Raw genomic sequence first — 16,510 nt, 5'->3', positions numbered from 1 at the left:
TGGCTCACCCGGACCCGGGATCACGGGTTCAGCGGGTGAGCCACTTCACTTCGTAGGCCTTCATGTCGAACCGCTTGCCGTCCACCTGCGCGTTGATGGACCGGTTGAGGGTGTTGACGACGAGGACGGCCTTGTCGGTGGCGAGGACGCGGACGTTGGGCATGTCGTCGGGGGCCACGGACACCGTCGCGTACTTGGTGCCGGGTGCGAACGCCCGGCTGAAGCGGGAGACGAGGTCGAGCATGGGCAGGGCCGCGCCGCCGCCGGCACTGTCGGTCGGCGTCCACAGGCAGCCCGCGCAGTCGGTGCCCTTCTCCTTCTCCGGGTTCCAGTAGAAGCCGGAGGTGGCGCCGCCGCCGGCCATCGCGATCAGGCCGGCGGCCTGGACGGCGCCGCGGTGGGCCTCGGACCAGCCCGTACGCTCGTCGTTGCCGTCGGCGGGCTCCACGTAGTACTCGGCCCACCACAGCGGCAGGCCGTGGGTCTGCTCGCGCACCCACCGGCTGACGGCGGTGAACTTGTCGGTGGCCGCGAACTCGTTCGGGAGCAGGTCGTCGTCCTTGGTGTAGCTGGAGCCGTCGACGACCACGAAGTCGGCGCCCACCTTGTTCTTGTTCCAGTAGTCGAAGGCGTCGAGGACCCGCTGGTCCATGGTGCCCCAGGTGCCCTTCAGGGTCGTCGACGCGTTCTCCGTCTGGCGCGGGTCGACGCTGTCCATGACGAGGTAGGGCCCGCCGACCTGGATGTCCTTGTCGACCTTCTTCAGTGCCTTGTAGACGAGGTTGTAGAGCTCGGTGTAGCCCTCGTAGTCCCAGCGGCCCTTGCTGTCGTTCCAGAAGCCCTTGAACTCGTTCCAGACGATGAAGTGACGCACGTCCGGATAGCGCTTGGCGACGGTCGCGGCGAGCGCGGCGAAGTCCGCGTAGTGGGCGCGGTCCGGGGCGGTCTCCAGGGCGGCCTGGCTCCAGTTCGTGTTGTTCGCGCCGGCCTTGCCGCCCTTCATCCAGTCCGGGGAGCAGCACAGGGTGACGACCGGGGTCCCGCCGGACTTCCGCATGAAGTCGATACGGCGGTCCATCTCCGAGAAGTCGTAGCGCCCCTTGGAGGGTTCGGGGTTGCCCGCCCCCCAGCCCATGATGTGCTGGATCTGCGGCAGCGACTGCTTCTGCAGCAGCCCCTCGACGCGCTGGGTGGCCGTGTCACTGCCCTGGTCGGCGCTGTACTGGGTGTGGGTGAAACCCCAGCCCACCTCGGGTTGCGGGGTTTCGGGCGGGGTGACGGGGGTGCCGTGCACCTTGTCCCCGTCGCGGGTGGTGCCCGCGGTGCTCGCGCCGCCTCCGGGCAGGGTGTTGAGCAAGGTCACCACCAGGGCCAGAGCGGCCACTCCCACGCCGAGCAGCGCGGTGAGCCGCCACCGCCGTGCCCCCGAATTCCACCCATGACGTCCCATCAAGGGCAACAGTAACGGCGGGGATCGGCCGTGGGACAGGTCTTGTAAGACCACAGCCGTGTAACAGGACGGAGGGGACACGGACCGACACAGCCGACACACAGGACGCACCGCGGAAACCGGGTGCACGGGGCGCCCGCGTGACGGATCATGGCGGCATGTCTGCCAACCCACACGACGCACTGCCGATCCGGCTCAACGTCGACGACAGCGACTCGCCGTCGGACGTCGTCGACGCGCTGTTCCTCGGCCGCTTCGCGACGGGCGAGCAGCCGCACTCGCACGCGGCGAACATCGACCGCGTACGGTCCGGGGCGACGCTCCTCCCGCCGGGCGCCCGCGTGCTGCGCTCGGCCCGCGACGACGACCGCAGCGCCACGCTCGCCGAGGGCGACGGCTGGACCCTGCTGGTGTCCCGCTGGAACCGCGGCGCCGACGTCACGGTCACCGCGACCAGCACCGAACTGGCCGCCAAGATCCTCGACCAGGCGACGGACGGGGCGGCGGACGAACCCGAACCCCAGCCGGAGAACGTGACGATGGGGTTCTGGTACGTCTCCCCGCGCCGCGGCCCGCACCGCACCACCCGGCAGATCTCCGCGGGTACGTGGGAGGAGGTGCGGCCGAACTACACCGGGCCGGTGGCGGACGCCATGGACCGGCTGATGAAGACGACGCCCGAGGACATCGCGGGCCGGCTGTTGCTGCTGCACGGCCCGCCCGGCACGGGCAAGACCTCGGCCCTGCGCACCCTGGCCCGTTCCTGGCGCGACTGGTGCCAGGTGGACTGCGTCCTCGACCCGGAGCGGCTCTTCTCCGACGTCGGCTATCTGATGGACATCGCGATCGGCGAGGAGGACGGTACGGGCAAGGGCCGCTGGCGGCTGCTCCTGCTGGAGGACTGCGACGAGCTGATCCGCGGCGAGGCCAAGCACACCGCGGGCCAGGCGCTCTCGCGGCTGCTCAACCTCACCGACGGGCTCCTCGGCCAGGGCCGCAACGTGCTCGTGGGCGTCACGACCAACGAGGACCTTGAGCGCCTCCACCCCGCCGTGGTCCGCCCCGGCCGCTGTCTCGCCCGGATCGAGGTCGGCGCGCTGACCCGCCCGGAGGCGGTGAGCTGGCTGGGCACGGAGGAGGGCGTCGGCCGCGACGGGGCGACCCTGGCCGAGCTGTACGCGCTGCGCCGGGGCACGACGCCGACGTCGGTGCCGGACCAGCGGGAGGGCGCGGACGCGGGGCTGTATCTGTAGCTGCCGGGCACTGCGTGCGGTGCTTTGATGGCTTTATGACCCTGTTCGTCGGCACGTCGGGGTGGCAGTACAAGGACTGGCGCGGCGTCCTGTACCCGGACGGGGTGCCGATGCGGCTCTGGCTGGAGGAGTACGCGGCGCGGTTCGCCACGGTCGAGATCAACAACGCCTTCTACCGGCTGCCGACGCACGAGACCTTCGAGAGCTGGCGGGAGCGCACCCCGCCGGACTTCGTCGTCGCTCTCAAGGCGAGCCGCTATCTGACGCACATCAAACGGCTGCGCGACCCGGCGGAGCCGGTCGGCCGGCTGCTGGGCCATGCCGCCGGGCTCGGTGACCGCCTGGGCCCGGTCCTGCTCCAGCTCCCGCCCACGCTGCACGCCGACCCCGCCCTTCTCGACGAGTGCCTGGGCCGCTTCCCCGCCGGCGTCCGGGTCGCGGTCGAACCGCGCCACGACTCCTGGTGGACACCGGAGGTGCGCAAGGTACTGGAGTCACGGGGCGCCGCCCTCTGCTGGGCCGATGTGCTGGCCCACCCCGTGACGCCCCTGTGGCGGACCGCCGACTGGGGCTACGTCCGCTTCCACGAGGGCCGCGCCCAGCCGTGGCCCCGCTACGGCCGGCAGTCCCTGACGACCTGGGTACGACGCGTCACGGACACCTGGTCCGACGACCACGAGGTGTACGCGTACTTCAACAACGACCCGTACGCGGCGGCCGTCCGGGACGCGGTGGCCTTCGCCCGGGCGGCGACGGCGGCGGGCCTGACGGTGACCCGGACACCGGACCACCTCTGAAGCACCCGGAAACAGAGAAGGGCTAGCTCCCGTAAGCCGCCCGCAGGGCATCCCGTACGGCGTCCAGCGCGGCGGACTCCGAGAGGCCGAGGCGGTGGACGCGCTCGGCGTACGCCTGTGCGGCCGACGCCGCTTCACGCTCCGCCGCCGAGCCCGCGGCGGCGACGAACGTCCCGTTGCGGCCGCGCGTCTCGATCACCCCGTCCGACTCCAGCGCCCGGTAGGCCTTGGCGACCGTGTTGGCGGCGAGGCCGAGCTCCTCGGCCAGCCCCCGCACGGTGGGCAGCTTGTAGCCGACCGGCAGCGCACCGGACCGCGCCTGCTCGGAGATCTGGGCACGCACCTGTTCGTAGGGCGCGGCCCCCTCATCGATGTGGATCTTCAGCGTCACGGAGCGATTGTCCCGTACGGGAAGGAAAATGAGAGGCACTCGAACACACCTCGCGCGTAGCGTTCGACTCCATGACTGTGATCATCAGCGACGTCCGCCCGGACGACCGGCGGCACACCGAGGGCTTCGCCCACATCCGCAACCGCGCACTCCCCTTCGTGCTGTACACACCTGACTCCATCGCGTACGACGTCACGCACGCGCACCCCGACGCCCACTACCGTCCGCTGCTCGCGGAGCAGGACGGCGAACCGGTCGGCACGGCCCAGGTCGGCATCGCGCACGACAGCGCGGAGCCGAATCAGGGCTACCTCAACGTGTACGTCGACCCCGGCCGCATCCGTCGGGGCGCGGGCTCGCTCCTGGTGCGCACCGCCGAGGAGCACCTGGCGGCCCTGGGCGCGACCAAGCTCTTCGCCTGGGTCCTGGACGAGCCGGGCAACCGCGCGTTCGCCGACAAGCACGGCTACCACGCGAGCCGCTCCGCCCACTTCCTCCGCCTCGACCTGGCGGGCGGCACCCTGCCGCCGCTCCAGGACCCGCCGCCGGGCGTCGAGCTGCGCAAGGGCTCGGACTTCGCCGACGACCCGCGCCCCCTGTTCGCCCTGGACGCGGAGACGATGGCGGACGAGCCCAGCGACATCCCCCACGAGTTCACGGACTACCAGGCCTGGCTCCAGGAGACCTGGCACCATCCCCTGTTCAGTGCCGAGCTGACCACGGTCGCGCTCGTCGACGGCCGCCCGGCGGCGTTCAGCGCGGCCCGCACGGACGGCGGCACCCGCTACGGCACCGTGATGACGGGCACCGCCGCCGCGTTCCGCGGTCGCGGCCTCGCCAAGCTCGCCAAGAACGACTCGCTGCACCGCGCCCGCGCCGCCGGATACACGGAGGCGTTCACGGGCAACGACGCCGGTAACGAACCGATGATCGCGATCAACAAGTGGTTCGGCTACGAGATCTGCGGGGCGGAGGTGCGGTATGTCCGCGAACTCGCCTGACGCGCCCCGCACCGTGGAGGTCGTCCTCGTCAAGTCCGGCCGCACGAAGATCCGTTACCCCGCCGAGCTGCTCGCCGACGACGGCACCCGCGTCACCGTGCGCGCGCCGTGGGCGGGCGAGGGTGTCCGCGACTTCGGCTTCGTACGGTTCGAGCCGGGCGATGTCTTCACCGAGTACTACTGGCGGGACCGCTGGTACGCGGTCAAGGAGGTCCGGGACGCCGAGGGCGTACGGAAGGGCTGGTACTGCGACATCACCCGCCCGGCCACCCTCTCCGGCGGCGAACTGGTCGTCGAGGACCTCGACCTGGACCTGTGGCGCTCCGCGGACGGCACGGACGTACTGCGCCTGGACGAGGACGAGTTCGCGGCGAGCGGCCTCACGACCACCGATCCGCGGGCCGCGACCGCCGCGCGGAACGCCCTCGACACGCTCGAACTCCTGGCTCGAGAGGGCGACTTCGAGGCGCTGCTCGGCTAGGGCTGGTACCCGGCAGATACCCGCTCGGCGACCGTCGAGTACCCGGTGGTCAGACGTGGGCCACCACCGCGTACCGCTCGTCCGCCACCTCGCGCCCCCACAGCCGAGCGTCGTCGGACAGCCGTTCCACTCGGAGGTGCGAGGTCAGGGGCTCCAGCAGGGCGGCCAGCCGGTCCGCGGGTATGCCGACCGGGCTCAGCGTCCCCCACACCCCCTCGACCAGGACGAGCCGCCCTCCGGGGCGCAGCAGCCCGCGCCAGTGCCGCAGGACGCGCTCGGGGTCGGGCAAGGCCCACAGGACGTGCCGGACGAGCACGACGTCGAACCGCTGCTCGCCGACGGGCGGTGCCGTCGCGTCACCGAGGAGGAACACCGCGTCACGTCCGGCGAGCTTGGCGCGGGCCAGGTCTACCATGCGAGGCGCTCCGTCGATCCCGGTGACGTGGTGGCCCCGCTCGGCCGCGAGGAGCGCCAGGCTGCCGGTGCCGCAGCCGAGGTCGAGCACGTCGGACGGGGTCTCGGGCAGCCAGGTGCGCAGCCGCTCCGCCCAGGCCTCCCGCACGGCGGCGTCGCGCAGCCCGTGGTCCGGCTCGTCGTCGAAGGTGGCGGCCTCGGCGTCCCAGTCCACCCGGTCCGCGTCGGCCACCGGGTCCGCACCCCCGCCCGCGCCACCGAACTCCGGCCGCACGCCGCTCTGACACGGTTTGACACCGCTCTGACCTGGATTCATTTCGCTGTAACCCGACATGTGCCCAAGGGTGACACCCACCACTGACAGTCGAATCGTGACAGCCGCCACAGACAGATCCCGACTGATGAGCAACTCTCCCGGAAAGGGTCTACCTCCGTACAACCGCGGATTCCGGTAGGCACAAGGAGGCAGCCATGCGCCGTGTGACCGTGCAGAAGCCCCTGAGGAAGTCGGAGTCCCGCCGAGTGCGGGACGAGGCCGACGAGCGTCCCGCCGAGCGTCCGGAGGTCCGCAAGGACATCCACCGCACGTGGTGGCCGGACGGGTGAGCGGCCCGGGCCGCGCGCCCCGGCACTGAGACACGCCCCGGCACGGAAACCGTCAGTCGAGCCGCTTGCGGTAGTGGATCCGGTCGTACCGTCCGTCCACGCGGCGCTCCACGACCTCGTACCCGTACTTCGGGTAGATCTTCTGGTTCTCCCACATCATCGCGTTCGTGTAGAGCCTGACCTCGGACAACCCGAGCGCACGCGCGTGTGCGTCCACGAACGCCAGCAGCCGTCGCCCGACGCCCTTGCCATGGGCGTCGGGGTGGACGGCGATGCTGTCGAGGAAGAGATGGTCCTCGTACGCCTCGATCACCACGAGGCCGCTCACGGGCTCCCCCGTGACGAACACCCGCCCCGCGGCCACGTTCGCCGCATGGTCCGCCTCCATGGGCTTCGGCACCACTCCGATGCGCTCGATGTAGTGGTGGTACGCGGCGTCGGTCACCGCCTTCACGGCCGCGACGTCGGCGGCGACGGCCGGGCGGGTCTCCGGTTCGTTCAGGGCATCTGTCATGGCCAGAACGGTAGCTACCTGAGCTCAGGCTCAGCACTCCCTTAAGCCGACCATAAGGATCTCCCGCACCCGGCTCCAGCAGGCGATTTCGCGGTTTCTTCGGGCTAGCTTGCTGATCACCCCCCACGGGGTCCGCCGTAGACCTGAAGGTCCGCTTCGAGGAGTTCCCCCATGCCTTTCCCCAAGCTCTCAACCGCGTTCGAGCAGGGGAGGCCCCACTGCCGCAAGGCCGCCGCCGTCGCGGTCGCCGTCGGTGTCGCCCCGGTCGCCCTGACCGCGCTCGCCGCGGCGCCCGCCGCCGCGCACGGCACGATGGGCGACCCGGTCAGCCGGGTCTTCCAGTGCTACGCGGAGAATCCCGAGAGCCCGAGGTCCGGTGCCTGCAAGGCGGCCGTCGCGGCCGGCGGCACCCAGGCGCTGTACGACTGGAACGGCATCCGGATCGGCGACGCGAACGGCAGACACCAGCAGCTCATTCCCGACGGGAAGCTGTGCGGTGCGGGCAACGACGAGTTCAAGGGCCTGGACCTGGCCCGCGCCGACTGGCCGACGACGAGCGTGAGCGGCGGCGCGTACACCTTCAAATACCGGGTGACGGCCCCGCACAAGGGCACCTTCAACGTCTACATCACCAAGGCGGGTTACGACCCGTCCAAGCCGTTGGCCTGGGCCGACCTGGACCTGGCGCACCCGGTCGCCACGAAGACCGACCCGGCCGCGACGAACGGCTACTACACCTTCTCCGGCACCCTGCCGCAGCGCTCGGGCAGGCAGCTCCTCTACGCGATCTGGCAGCGCTCGGACAGTCCGGAGGCGTTCTACTCCTGCTCGGACGTCGCCTTCGGTGGCGGGGGTTCGGGCAACACCGGTTCCGGCGGCGGCAGCACGGGCAGCAGCGGTACGGGCAGTACCGGAAGCGGTACCACCCCCGCGCCGACCTCCCCGGCACCCACCGCTTCCGCGCCCTCCGAGCAGCAGATAGCCGACGGTGCCGACAAGTCGACGGTGCGGCACGACCACCACGACGGCACAGCCACTCCGGCCACCGGCACGAACCCCTCCGACGCCGCCACCGGCGGCTCCGACGCCCGGCACGAGGCCGCGGATGTCTCGGAGCGGCACCTCGCCGAGACCGGCGGTGACTCCTCCAGCGCCTACCTCGCGATCGGCGGGGCGAGCGCGCTGGCGCTGGGCGCGGCGGCGCTGTTCTCCTCGGTCCGCCGTCGCGCGACGAACGGCGGCCGGCGCGACCGCTAGTTCCCGGTGTACTCCGGGGCCTGTCCGGCGGCTCAGGTCGGACAGGCCCCGGCCGGGGCGGTCAGCTGAACACGGAGGCGCAGTTCGTGGGGGTGGCGTGTGCCGGGTCGAGGGCGTTGGCCGCCTCGTGGAAGGCGATCCGGTCGAGGAGGCCGATCGCGGCGTGCTCGGAGAGATCGACCGGGCACAGGTCCTGCAGCAGCACGTTGTGGACGTCGGATCCGGTGAGGAACTGCGAGCGGTACGGCGTGACCACCTCGTCGTACTTGGTGGCGATCACCGTGTAGTGCACGCCCGGGACGGTGTCTCCGCCGGCGTTGAGTTTGGTCAGGAAGGCGGAGCCGACGATCTGGTCGGCGAGCGCGGGTGTGGCCGCGGACAGCAGGTCCTCGGCGCCCGGGAAGTACGGCAGCAGGTTGGTGAGGCCGTCGAGGGTGGTGCCGTGGTTGTCGGGCGCGATGCCGACGAAGGTGTTCACCTTGGCGGCTCCGCCGAGGAACTTGAGGTAGTAGCGGGGCATCAGGCCGCCCTGCGAGTGGCCGACGAGGTCGGCCTTGGCCGCGCCGGTCGCGGCGAGCACCTTGTCGACGAATGCCTGAAGCTGTTCGGCCGACTTGTCGATGGGGCCGAGGGCGTTGAAGAGGGGGACGCCGGGCAGTTGCCCGTAGTCGAGGGAGAAGACGCAGTACCCGCGGTCCACCAGGTACGGCGCGAAGGCCAGCCAGTTGTCGGTCGAGTTGGCGAAGGTGCCGTGGACGAGGACGACGGGGCGGGGATGGCCGGCGGAGGGCTTGCAGGAGTAGTCGTTCCAGCCGCTGCTCGGCGCGGCGGCGTGGGCGGTGGCGGCGGGGACCACGGCGACCACGGCGGTCAGCAGTAGTGCGGTGAGGGGTCTGAGCAGGCGCTTCCAGGGCAGCATCGGGTGATCTCCTTGCGGCTCAAGGGAGTTGCGACGACGTACGCCCTGTGATCCGGATCACGAGGATGCTGTTCACTCGTCAAGTTACGGGCGAGTAGCCCAAGTGTGAAGTTACGCGTCAGTAAAAAACTTCCGGCGCCAATCAGCGTCAGTCCCGGCCACCAGCCATTACCCGACGAACCATCACCAGGCGGGCCTGATGGGACCATACGGCGCGATGCGTGCCAAGTGGTCACGCAACACGCGCACTTCACCCTCACCGAGCAGTTCGACCCAGGTCCGCACGGCATCGGCGGCCGCCTCCTCCGCCGCCCGGGTGCAGGCCCAGCCGCGTTCGGTCAGCACGACGAGCCGGGCGCGCGCGTCGCCGGGGTACGGGCGCCGCTCGGCGTACCCCTTGCGCACGAGCTCGTCGACGAGCTGGCTGGCGGCCTGCTTGGTCATCCCCAGGTGGGCCGCGAGGTCGGTGACCGTCGCGCCGTCCGGGGCGAGCCGGGTGAACGCGAAGCCGTACGCGGGCCGCCCTTCGAAGCCGCGGGCTTCGACGCCGTCGTTGATACGCCGCGTCAGGTCGCCCGCGGCGGCGAGCAGGGCGGCGGTCAGGGCCATGGCCTCGGAGTTCTCCACGGGTGCATTGAAACACCCTTGACGGATTGGTCAAGCTGCTTGACCATCAGTCCATATAGTCAAGCTCCTTGACCACTTGCCCAGGAGGCAGTCGTGCCCGTCATCCACCCGTCCGATGCCGTCGTCCACGAGATGCACGGCGCCCGCTTCGTCTCGTACGCCCATCCCGGCACCGGCAGCAAGGAACTGTGCGCCTGGCGGGGCGAGATCCCCGCCGGCACCAAAGCGCCCCTGCACACCGTCGGCCGCGAGGAGATCCTCCACATCCTCGAGGGCGAGCTGGTGATCACGCTCGACGGGCGCACCGAGCGGGTCACCGCGGGCGACACGCTGATCATCAACCCCGGGGCGACCTTCGGCGCCGAGAACCCGACCGACCGGACCGTGATCACCTGGGTCACCACGCCCATCGGCCTGACGGCGGAGTTGTCGGACGGCACCCGCATCACCCCTCCGTGGGCCAACTGACATACGCCTGGGAGGAGTTACGCCGCCAGCGTGCCCGGCATCACCGCATGCGGGCCGAACTTCGCTCGCGCGCGGTCCGCCACCTCCTCGATGCGGCGGGCCTTCTCGTCCACGGGGTCGAAGGTGAGCTGGTGGGAGGCCTGTCCGGCGGGGGTGAGGCCCTCGGCGCGCAGGCCGATCGCGCGAACCCGGGCGCGCTGGAGGCCGAGCGCCTCGTACAGGGCGTACGCGGTGGCGGTGAGCGCCGAGGAGTGGGCGGTCGGTTCCTTGAGGGTGCGGCTGCGGGTGGTCGAGGAGCGGTCGGCGTAGCGGACGGTGAGGGTCAGAGTGCGGCAGATCTTCTCCAGGGCGCGCAGCCGGGTGCCCAGTTCCTCGGTGGCGGAGAGCAGCGCGCGGCGGTGCAGGGACGGGTCCAACTCGTCGCGGGAGAAGGGGCGTTCGGTGGCAAGAGAGCGCGAGGTGGCGTTCGGGACGACCCGGCCGCGGTCGATGCCGGACGCCTTCTCGTGCAGTTCGCGGCCGGTCCGGGCACTGGTCAGGCGCTGGAGCGTGGACAGGGGCGCGGCCGCGACCTTGCCGATGGTGTCGAGGCCGTACTCGCACAGGGTGCGGGCGGTGGCGCCGCCGACCCCGGGCAGCGCGGCGACGGGCCGCCCGGCGAGGAACTCCGCGACGGCGTCCGGCTCCCCGGGCACCACCCGGGTCACTCCGGGCACGGCCTCCCGCAGTGCCATCCGCGCGAGCATCGGCCCGGGCCCGGCACCGATCGCGCAGTCGACCCCGTACCGGGCGAGTGCCCGTACCCGGATCAGCGAGGCGAACTCCACGGCGGTCCGCCCGAAGTACCTTTCGGCGCCCCGCAGATCGACCAGCGCGCCGTCGGGCGGCAGCGCCTCGATGACGGGGGTGAACTCCTCCAACAGTCCGAGGAGCCCCGGCAGGGCGGCCTCGTACATCGGAGGCAGCTGGAAACGTACACAGAGGATGGTCATCCCGCACTCCCCGGACTCTGGTGCCACAACTTCTTTCCCCCCGCGGGCCCTTCGCCCGCGGGACGCAGATCGGCCCAGGGGTGCATCTCGTACCCCGTGGGCATCCGGATCTTCCGGCTCTCCTTCGCGCCCTCCCCCTCCGGCAGGGGCTCCGGTACGGGCTCCGCCAGCCGCGCCGCCACCACGTCGAGGCCGCCCTCGGCGCGCAGCTCGACCAGTTCGGCGAGGTTCCAGGCCGCCGCGCCCACCACACTGAGGCTGCGCGGGCCCCGGCGCTGCACCACTCCGCGCACCAGCAGCAGCCAGGAGTGGAAGACGGTGTGGGCGCAGGCGTCGTGGGAGTCGTCGAAGAAGGCGAGGTCGACCAGGCCGGTGCCGTCGTCCAGGGTGGTGAAGATGACGCGTTTGCCGGAGCGGATCGGCGGGGTCTGGGTGGCCGCCTTGGCGCCCGCGACCAGGACCGTCTCTCCGTGCCGCGCCTCCCGCAGCCGGCGTGCCGTCACCACGCCCAGCTCCTCCAGGAACTCCCGGTGGTCGTCCATCAGATTGCGCGAGGCGTCCATCGACAACACGCCCAGTTCGGCGCTGAGCCGCTCGGCCGAGGAGAGGTCGGGCAGCCCGGCGGAGGCGGTCTTCCGCCCACCGGACAGGGGGAGTTGGCCGCCGCCCGCACCCCGGGATCCCCGGTGCAGTTCGGTCAGGTGCAGTTGCAGGTCACGCCGGTTGGCGCCGAACGCGTCCAGCGCGCCGACCTGCGCGAGCCGCTGTGCGAGCGGCCTGCTCGGCCGGGCCCGCTCCCAGAAGTCGAGCAGGGAGGCGTACGGCTGTCCGTCCGCGATCCGCGCCGCCTCGGCCTCGCTGATGCCGTGCACGTCGGAGAGGGCGAGGCGGACACCCCAGCGGCCGGCGGAGCCAGCCGATTCAGACACCAGTTCGATACGGTGGGCGACCGCCGACCGGTTCACGTCCAACGGCAGGACCGGCACCCCCCGCCGCCGCGCGTCCGCCAGCAGCAGCCGCTTCGGATACATCCCGGGGTCGTGCGTGAGCAACCCGGCATAGAAAGCGGCCGGGTGATGGGCCTTCAGCCACGCCGACTGGTACGTCGGCACGGCGAAGGCGACCGCGTGCGCCTTGCAGAAGCCGTACGACCCGAAGGCCTCGACGATCTCCCAGGTCCGCGCGATGGTCTCGGCGTCATACCCCTTGGCCGCCGCGTTCTGTGCGAACCAGAACCGGATCCGCCCCTGCGCCTCAGCGTCGGACAGCCCGCGCCGCACCCGGTCCGCCTCGTCACGTCCGCAGCCGGTCATGATGTCGACGATGTCGATGATCTGCTCGTGGAAGACCACGACGCCGTAGGTCTCCTTCAGCGGTCCCTCCAGGTCCGGGTGCGGATAGCGGATCGGCGCCCGCCCGTGCCGCGCCTCGATGAACGGCCGCACCATGTCGGCGGCGACCGGTCCCGGCCGGAAGAGCGAGATGTCGACGACGAGGTCGTGGAAGGTCGCGGGCTGCAGCCGTCCGACCAGGTCGCGCTGGCCGGGCGACTCGATCTGGAAACAGCCCAGCGTCTCGGCGGACTGGATGAGCCGATAGGTCGCCGGGTCGCCCGGCGCCACCGCGTCGATGTCCGGCCGGTCCCCCGTGGCCCGCCGCACCTCGGCCACCGCGTGCGCCATCGCGGACTGCATCCGCACGCCCAGCACATCGAGCTTGAGCAGCCCGAGGTCCTCGACGTCCTCCTTGTCGAACTGCGACATGGGGAAGCCCTCGCCACTGGTCGGCACGACCGGTGTACGGGCGAGCAGGGAGGCGTCGGAGAGGAGCACCCCGCACGGGTGCATGGCGATACCGCGCGGGAGGGCGTCGAGGGACTCGACCAGCTCCCACAGCCGTCCGTACTTCTCCCCTTTGCGCTGAAACTCCCGTGCCAGCTCCCGCAGTTCGGGCAGTTCGTCCATCGCCGCGCGGGCGTCGCGGGCGCGGATGTGCGGGAAGGACTTGGCGATCCGGTCGATGTCGGCCGGATCCATGGAGAGCGCGGCGCCCACATCGCGGACGGCGTGCCGCACCCGGTAGGTCTCGGGCATCGAGACGGTCGCGACCCGCTCGGTGCCGAACCGGTCGATGATCGCGCGGTAGACCTCCAGCCGGCGCGCGGACTCCACGTCGATGTCGATGTCGGGCAGCACCGAGCGTCGCTTGGACAGGAAGCGTTCCATCAGCAGCCCGTGCTCGACCGGATCGGCGTGCGCGATGCCGAGGAGGTGGTTGACGAGGGAGCCCGCGCCGGAGCCGCGCGCGGCGACCCGGATGCCCATCTGCCGTACGTCGTCCACGACCTGGGCGACCGTCAGGAAGTAGGAGGCGAAGTCGTGATGGGCGATGATGTCCAGCTCGCGGTGCATCCGCTCCCAGTAGGCCCGCTTGCTGTCGTATCCGCGCAGCACCATGCCCGCCGCCGCCCGGGAGGCCAGGACGCGCTGGGCGGTGCGCCGGCCCGCGCCGACGAGGTGCGGCTCGGGGAAGTGGACGGTGCCGATGCCGAGGTCGTCCTCGGGGTCGACGAGGCACTCGGCGGCGGCGGCCTGGGTCTGTTCGAGCAGACGGTACGCGGTGTCACGGCGGTAGCCCGCGGCCTCGACGATCCGTTCGGCGGCGCCCAGCATGGCGGCCTCGCCCTTGAGCCAGGCCTCGCCGGAGTCCAGCTCGCGCCGGGGATCGACGGGGACGAGGCGGCGGGCGGCGTCCAGGACGTCGGCGACCGGACCGAGGCCCGGGTCGGCGTACCGGACGGCATTGCTGAGCACCGGCCGCACCCGCTGTTCGGCGGCGAAGCCGACGGTGCGGGCGGCGAGCCGCAGAGACCCCGGCCCGGTGCCCTCGCGGCCGTGCCAGACGGCTTCGAGGCGCAGGGCGTCGCCGTAGATCTCCCGCCAGGGCGCGAGCAGCTTCGCGGCGCGGTCGGGGCGCCCCGCGGCGAGTGCGTGGCCGACGTCGGAGGCGGGGCCGAGTAGTACGGTCAGTCCTTCGGCGTGGTTGTCCGGCCGGAGCAGCAGGGGCTGCTGCCCCGGGCCGCTGTCGGGACCGCCGCCCGCATGCGCCGCCGTAACGATTCTGCAGAGGTCGGCCCAGCCGGCCGCGCCGTCCCGGGCGAGGAAGGTCACCCGAGGAGTCGACTCGTCGATGAAGGCACCGCCACGGACCGGGGCGCGGCGCCTTTCCCCTCGTACGGGCTCCCCGTTCCCTCGCGCGAGCTCCCCTGCCGTCCGGGCGGAAGCCCCGCCCGTCGGCGCGGAGGCCCCGGCCGCCCGGGAGGCGGAGGCCCCCGCCGTCCGGGCGGAAGCCCTCGTCTCCCGGGCGGGAGCCTCGACCGCGAGGTCCGCCCCGAACAGTGGACGGACACCCGCCTTCGCACAGGCCTTGGCGAACCGGACCGTGCCCGCGAGGCTGTCCCGGTCGGTGAGCGCGAGGGCGTCCATGCCCCGCTCCGAGGCACGCTCGGCCAGCCGCTCCGGGTGCGAGGCCCCGTACCGCAGGGAGAACCCGGAGACGGTGTGCAGATGCGTGAACCCCGGCACACGCACCTCCCGTACCCGTCCGTATCCATTCGTGTCCGAGGGCCCTCTCACCAGGCTCTCGAACATTAGTTCCCAATTACCTCACCCCCACCATAGACCAATTTCCGAACAAGTGTGCGACATCCATTCGAGCCCGTCCCACCTGCGCAAACACCGGTCACCCGGCCCTGAGCAGGCAGGACGGATCGCGTCAGCCGATCTGGGCGCCGAAGGCCGACAGCGCCTCGGTGACCGGCTGGAAGAAGGTCTCGCCGCCCGAGGTGCAGTCGCCACTGCCGCCCGAGGTGAGGCCGATGGCCGTGGAGCCCGAGAAGAGCGAGCCGCCGCTGTCACCGGGCTCGGCGCAGACGTCGGTCTGGATGAGTCCGTCGACGATGTCGCCGTTGCCGTAGTTCACGGTGGCGTCCAGGCCGGTGACCGTGCCGCTGTGCACCTGGGTCGTCGAACCGCTGCGCGTCACCGACTGCCCGACGCTCGCCGCACCCGCCTGGGTGATGGGCTGCGCGGAGCCGTTGTAGAGATCGACCTCGCTCGGGTGGTCGACCGTCGAGGTGTACTTGACCAGACCGAAGTCGTTGCCGGGAAAGCTGGACTGCTCGTTCGTGCCGATCTCCTTGCCGCCGGCGTCCGACCAGGTGGAGATCGCCCGGGTGCAGTGCCCGGCGGTGATGAAGTACGGCTGGCCGCCCTTGACCACGTTGAAGCCGAGCGAGCAGCGCCCGCCGGAGCCGGTGATCGCGTCGCCGCCCGCGATGAAGGTCTTGAACTCCCCCTTCGTGCGCTGGAGTTCGGCCTTGGCGCCGAGACCGTCGACGACCTTGGTCAGCCGGGCGAGGGCCCTGCCCCCGACCGTGCGGTCGGCGGTGACGACGACCTTGTTGGTCCCCGGGTCGGCCGCCCAGGACGTGCCGGGGATGGTCGCGTCCTTCTTGAGGGTGGTACGGGCGCTCGCCAGTTCGGCGAGGGAGTTCTCGACGATTCTGGCCTGGGCGCCGGCCGCCTCGACGACACGCGCCGCGGCCCGGTCGAGCACGTTGACGACGAGGTGCCCGGCCTTCGCGTCGTAATACGTTCCCGCCGCGTCGGGACCCAGGTCCTTGCCGAGCGTCGAGGCGAGCTTTCCGGCCGCCGTGATCGAGAGCGGCCGGGGCGCCGCGCTCTTCTGCGTCTCGCTCGCGTTCGCAGTCTGGAAGGTGACTCCCGCGGCGACCAGGGCGGCGACACTCGCGCCTGCCACGGCTGCGCGCCGCCCGGATATACGTCGGTGCTTCACTTCGCGTCCTCCTGTGGGGGGCGGCCCGGGAGGTCGTGGGGACCTCCGGGGCCGGAAGGCGTACGGAATCGAAAGGCGTACGGGCGCCCACTATTCCGAGACCCACAGGTGGCTCACAAGGTCGACTTCAGGACGCGCATACAGCAACGGGCGTACGCCCCCGGCACCTTGACCCTGCGTGATCGCACCCTGTGCGTTCGCAGTGCAAACACCGAGCGCGAGTGACCTATGTGCAGCCCGTGAGGTCTAGTCCTGTCTGGTTTTCGACCCTTCGGGGTCCGATTCCAACGGGGGCGCGAGGGAAGACGGTTGCTCCTGCACCGATTGCTCGACGCCTTCCGATGCCCGCACCGGCTGCTCGGGCGCCGGCGCGGCCGGCTGCTGCGCCCGTTCCAGGAACCGCAGCAGTTCCACCGGGAAGGGGAGGACGAGGGTGGAGTTCTTCTCGGCGGCGACCGCCACCACGGTCTGCAGCAGCCGCAG

16 protein-coding genes and 1 pseudogene are annotated in these 16,510 nt (G+C 71.4%); 7 read left to right on the top strand and 10 right to left on the bottom strand.

Annotation, left to right across the window (positions count from 1 at the left end; all coding sequences use genetic code 11):
- Window positions 1-28 precede the first annotated feature (28 nt).
- Window positions 29-1,450 (bottom strand): xylan 1,4-beta-xylosidase, encoded by a 1,422-nt coding sequence (locus ACFVWD_RS01610; protein WP_389593273.1) that lies wholly within the window; start codon window positions 1,448-1,450, stop codon window positions 29-31.
- 158 nt (window positions 1,451-1,608) lie between these two features.
- Between ACFVWD_RS01610 and ACFVWD_RS01605 the strand changes: the two genes are divergently transcribed.
- Both ACFVWD_RS01605 and ACFVWD_RS01600 read left to right on the top strand, forming a co-directional pair.
- Window positions 1,609-2,703 carry a DUF5925 domain-containing protein gene (locus tag ACFVWD_RS01605; RefSeq protein ID WP_168490266.1) on the top strand — a complete coding sequence of 365 codons (1,095 nt, stop codon included), beginning with the start codon at window positions 1,609-1,611 and terminating at the stop codon, window positions 2,701-2,703.
- A gap of 35 nt (window positions 2,704-2,738) precedes the next feature.
- Window positions 2,739-3,500 carry a DUF72 domain-containing protein gene (locus tag ACFVWD_RS01600; protein WP_389593271.1) on the top strand — a complete coding sequence of 254 codons (762 nt, stop codon included), beginning with the start codon at window positions 2,739-2,741 and terminating at the stop codon, window positions 3,498-3,500.
- 22 nt (window positions 3,501-3,522) lie between these two features.
- Here the strand turns inward: ACFVWD_RS01600 and ACFVWD_RS01595 are convergent, their stop codons facing one another.
- Entirely contained in the window at window positions 3,523-3,891 is a 369-nt protein-coding gene (locus ACFVWD_RS01595) for a GntR family transcriptional regulator (RefSeq protein ID WP_054231064.1), read from the bottom strand.
- A 71-nt stretch (window positions 3,892-3,962) separates the two neighbouring features.
- On the opposite strand from ACFVWD_RS01595, the gene ACFVWD_RS01590 reads away from it, so the two are divergent.
- Both ACFVWD_RS01590 and ACFVWD_RS01585 read left to right on the top strand, forming a co-directional pair.
- On the top strand, window positions 3,963-4,892 hold the full coding sequence (locus tag ACFVWD_RS01590; RefSeq protein ID WP_389593270.1) for a GNAT family N-acetyltransferase: 930 nt from the start codon (window positions 3,963-3,965) through the stop codon (window positions 4,890-4,892).
- The gene (locus ACFVWD_RS01585; RefSeq protein ID WP_389593268.1) at window positions 4,873-5,373 is read left to right on the top strand and encodes a DUF402 domain-containing protein; all 501 of its coding nucleotides are present in this window, start codon (window positions 4,873-4,875) and stop codon (window positions 5,371-5,373) included. The genes ACFVWD_RS01590 and ACFVWD_RS01585 overlap by 20 nt, the downstream gene beginning before the upstream one ends.
- A 49-nt stretch (window positions 5,374-5,422) precedes the next feature.
- Here ACFVWD_RS01585 and ACFVWD_RS01580 read toward each other — a convergent pair whose 3' ends face one another.
- Window positions 5,423-6,019, bottom strand: a complete 597-nt coding sequence (locus ACFVWD_RS01580) for a class I SAM-dependent methyltransferase (protein WP_389593266.1) — start codon at window positions 6,017-6,019, stop codon at window positions 5,423-5,425.
- A 239-nt stretch (window positions 6,020-6,258) separates the two neighbouring features.
- Here ACFVWD_RS01580 and ACFVWD_RS01575 point away from each other — a divergent pair, with 239 nt between their 5' ends.
- Complete coding sequence (locus ACFVWD_RS01575; protein ID WP_282190303.1) at window positions 6,259-6,393, top strand: hypothetical protein; 135 nt, start codon at window positions 6,259-6,261, stop codon at window positions 6,391-6,393.
- A gap of 52 nt (window positions 6,394-6,445) precedes the next feature.
- On the opposite strand, the gene ACFVWD_RS01570 is transcribed toward ACFVWD_RS01575, so the two are convergent.
- Window positions 6,446-6,907, bottom strand: coding sequence for a GNAT family N-acetyltransferase (locus tag ACFVWD_RS01570; RefSeq protein WP_389593265.1), 462 nt, complete (start codon window positions 6,905-6,907; stop codon window positions 6,446-6,448).
- Window positions 6,908-7,078: 171 nt separating this feature from the next.
- On the opposite strand from ACFVWD_RS01570, the gene ACFVWD_RS01565 reads away from it, so the two are divergent.
- Window positions 7,079-8,164 carry a lytic polysaccharide monooxygenase gene (locus tag ACFVWD_RS01565; RefSeq protein ID WP_389593263.1) on the top strand — a complete coding sequence of 362 codons (1,086 nt, stop codon included), beginning with the start codon at window positions 7,079-7,081 and terminating at the stop codon, window positions 8,162-8,164.
- A 61-nt stretch (window positions 8,165-8,225) separates the two neighbouring features.
- On the opposite strand, the gene ACFVWD_RS01560 is transcribed toward ACFVWD_RS01565, so the two are convergent.
- Together ACFVWD_RS01560 and ACFVWD_RS01555 are read right to left on the bottom strand one after the other, a co-directional pair.
- Window positions 8,226-9,083: an esterase/lipase family protein gene (locus tag ACFVWD_RS01560; RefSeq protein WP_389593261.1), complete on the bottom strand. Its 858-nt coding sequence runs from the start codon at window positions 9,081-9,083 to the stop codon at window positions 8,226-8,228.
- A gap of 183 nt (window positions 9,084-9,266) precedes the next feature.
- Complete coding sequence (locus ACFVWD_RS01555) at window positions 9,267-9,710, bottom strand: MarR family winged helix-turn-helix transcriptional regulator (protein WP_389593259.1); 444 nt, start codon at window positions 9,708-9,710, stop codon at window positions 9,267-9,269.
- A 93-nt stretch (window positions 9,711-9,803) separates the two neighbouring features.
- On the opposite strand from ACFVWD_RS01555, the gene ACFVWD_RS01550 reads away from it, so the two are divergent.
- On the top strand, window positions 9,804-10,178 hold the full coding sequence (locus ACFVWD_RS01550; protein ID WP_389593258.1) for a cupin domain-containing protein: 375 nt from the start codon (window positions 9,804-9,806) through the stop codon (window positions 10,176-10,178).
- A 17-nt stretch (window positions 10,179-10,195) separates the two neighbouring features.
- Here the strand turns inward: ACFVWD_RS01550 and ACFVWD_RS01545 are convergent, their stop codons facing one another.
- The 4 genes and pseudogenes from ACFVWD_RS01545 to ACFVWD_RS01530 all read right to left on the bottom strand — a co-directional run.
- A complete protein-coding gene (locus tag ACFVWD_RS01545; protein ID WP_389593257.1) occupies window positions 10,196-11,170 on the bottom strand; it encodes a hypothetical protein in 975 nt (324 codons plus the stop codon).
- Complete coding sequence (locus ACFVWD_RS01540; RefSeq protein ID WP_389593255.1) at window positions 11,167-14,754, bottom strand: DNA polymerase III subunit alpha; 3,588 nt, start codon at window positions 14,752-14,754, stop codon at window positions 11,167-11,169. The genes ACFVWD_RS01545 and ACFVWD_RS01540 overlap by 4 nt, the downstream gene beginning before the upstream one ends.
- A 190-nt stretch (window positions 14,755-14,944) precedes the next feature.
- Complete coding sequence (locus tag ACFVWD_RS01535) at window positions 14,945-16,027, bottom strand: S1 family peptidase (protein ID WP_389593254.1); 1,083 nt, start codon at window positions 16,025-16,027, stop codon at window positions 14,945-14,947.
- Window positions 16,028-16,273: 246 nt separating this feature from the next.
- Window positions 16,274-16,510, bottom strand: a pseudogene (locus tag ACFVWD_RS01530) (slipin family protein); the annotation flags it as partial.

Source organism: Streptomyces sp. NPDC058086 (assembly GCF_042885015.1).
Lineage (GTDB): Bacteria > Actinomycetota > Actinomycetes > Streptomycetales > Streptomycetaceae > Streptomyces.
The sequence above is the reverse complement of the archived record's forward strand: the minus strand, read 5'-3'. Positions and strand labels throughout refer to the sequence as shown.